At 30.8% G+C, this 2,117-nt stretch carries 1 protein-coding gene; it reads left to right on the forward strand.

Annotated elements, in window-relative coordinates; translation table 11 throughout:
* Positions 1-289 precede the first annotated feature (289 nt).
* The coding region (locus tag E6248_RS15585) for a hypothetical protein (RefSeq protein WP_396335164.1) at positions 290-2,117 on the forward strand (1,828 nt) is incomplete at its 3' end.

A 2,117-nucleotide genomic window follows, 5' to 3' on the forward strand; every position in this document is an offset into this window, starting at 1 on the left:
ATATAAGGGAGATTGAGAAAATATAAAAACAAATTGATAATGAAATCTTATAAGGCACTATTTGCTTAATAAGCAATATCATAACTAAAAATGTAGTACTGTATTCACTAAAAATCTAATCTCATATAAAAAAAGAAAAGGATTATTATATTTTGATAATATAACTAAGATTTTATGAAAATTATTAATTAAGTTTATATCAAACTATAAGTTATAATCTATAGTAAATCTTCAATTAAACTTATATTTATTTCACATTAAATAATAATTAGGTTGAAAGGAGAAAGAGATGAAAAAAGGTGTAAAGAAATTCAAAAGAATAGGAACTGCAAGTTTAAGTTTATTTTTATCGATTGGGTTAATAGCTTCTTCTTTTCCTGTAGTGGCAAAAGCTAACCAAGATAATCCTATATCTACACAGGTAGAAGATTTGATTTCTATCATTGACGAGAGTGGAATGAAAGTATATGGGGAAAGTATTGAAAATGGTGCCGAGCCTCAAGTGAAGGATTCAGATGTACCATCTGGAAATGGAATTACTTACTATGTAGATTCCGAGGAAGGAAATGATAAAAATGATGGTACTTCACCAAATGAGGCGTGGAAAAGTATTAATAAGGTAAATGAAAAAACATATAATCCAGGAGATCGCATATTGTTAAAGGCTGGTAGTGAATGGAGTGAATCTACTCTATCTCCAAAGGGATCAGGAGAAGAAGACAATCCTATTATTATCAGTAGTTATGGCGAGGGAAATGCACCAAAATTGATTGGTAAAGGTGAAGTTGGAGAACTGATTTATCTATATAATCAAGAACACTGGGATATTTCTAATTTAGAAATTAGTAATACAGTAGAAGGGTTTACAGGTGATTGGTCTGATGAAAATGGGCAAAAACTAAAAGATTTAAGAGGTATCAGAATTGCTGCTAAAAATAGTGGTGAGACTGTTACTGAAGATGAAAAGACTTTTAGACGATTGAATGGTTTTCACCTGCACAATCTTTATATTCATGATGTAAGTGGAGATCTTAGATGGATTAGTGGTTCAGGTACATCACCAGGGGCTGGTGTAACTTATGGTAACCGTTGGGATCTTTCAAAACGAACAGGAGGTATCCTTTTTGAGATACTTCAACCTGATACAACAGAAGAGGGTGTGGTATTAGACCAACCAACAGTATTTAACAACATATTAATTGAAAAAAATGTTATAAATAATAATTCTTTTGGTGGAATTATTCTTAAACAGTGGAATGGAGATAAAGTAGGTGATGGTACACTTTGGGCTAGCAGAGATGTTAATTCAAAGCTTAATGATTCACATTGGTATCCACATACGAATGTTACTATACAAGACAACTATTTAAGTCAGGCAGATACAAGTTATGGTTGTAATACTATTTATGTTACTAGCGTTAAGCATGGTTTAATTCAGCGTAATATTTCAAAGAAAGCAGGTACCTGTGGTATAGAAATGTATTATACTGATGATATAATTGTACAATATAATGAAGTTTTTGATACGGTGGCTAAAGCAGGAGGAGCGGACTCCAATGCTATTGATCCTGATAAAGAAGCAACTAATGCTCTTATTCAATATAATTATATTCATGATACTGGTGATGGTATTTTGTTATGTGGATTTGTAGAGGGATCATCTGTGGTTCGATATAATGTGATTAAAGATGCAAGTAAACGTTATCTAAATCCGCATGGGAATTCAGGTGTAAACTATATTTATAATAATATTTTCTATAATACCAGAAATAGCAGTGGTAATATTGATTTTATATATAGTTCAGCAGGTGATGGTGGATTATACACTAAAAATCAGCATTATTTCTATAATAATATATTTTATAATGCTAGTTCTAAAAGTGGAACTCCAAGATTTCAGCAAGGAAGTGGGTTAAACTATGAAAATAATTGTTACTATGGTAAAAATATGACTCCACCTGAGGCTGATATAAAACCTATTTTTGCAGATCCTCAATTTTTAGGTAGTTTAAGTGATTCATCCTATAAAAATTTAACAAATTTAAAATTAAAATCTACTTCTCCGCTAATTAATGCTGGAAAACCAATTTTAGATGAGTATAATCTTATATTTACTC

This window comes from Clostridium sp., assembly GCF_032552055.1.
Taxonomy (GTDB): Bacteria; Bacillota; Clostridia; order Clostridiales; family Clostridiaceae; genus Clostridium.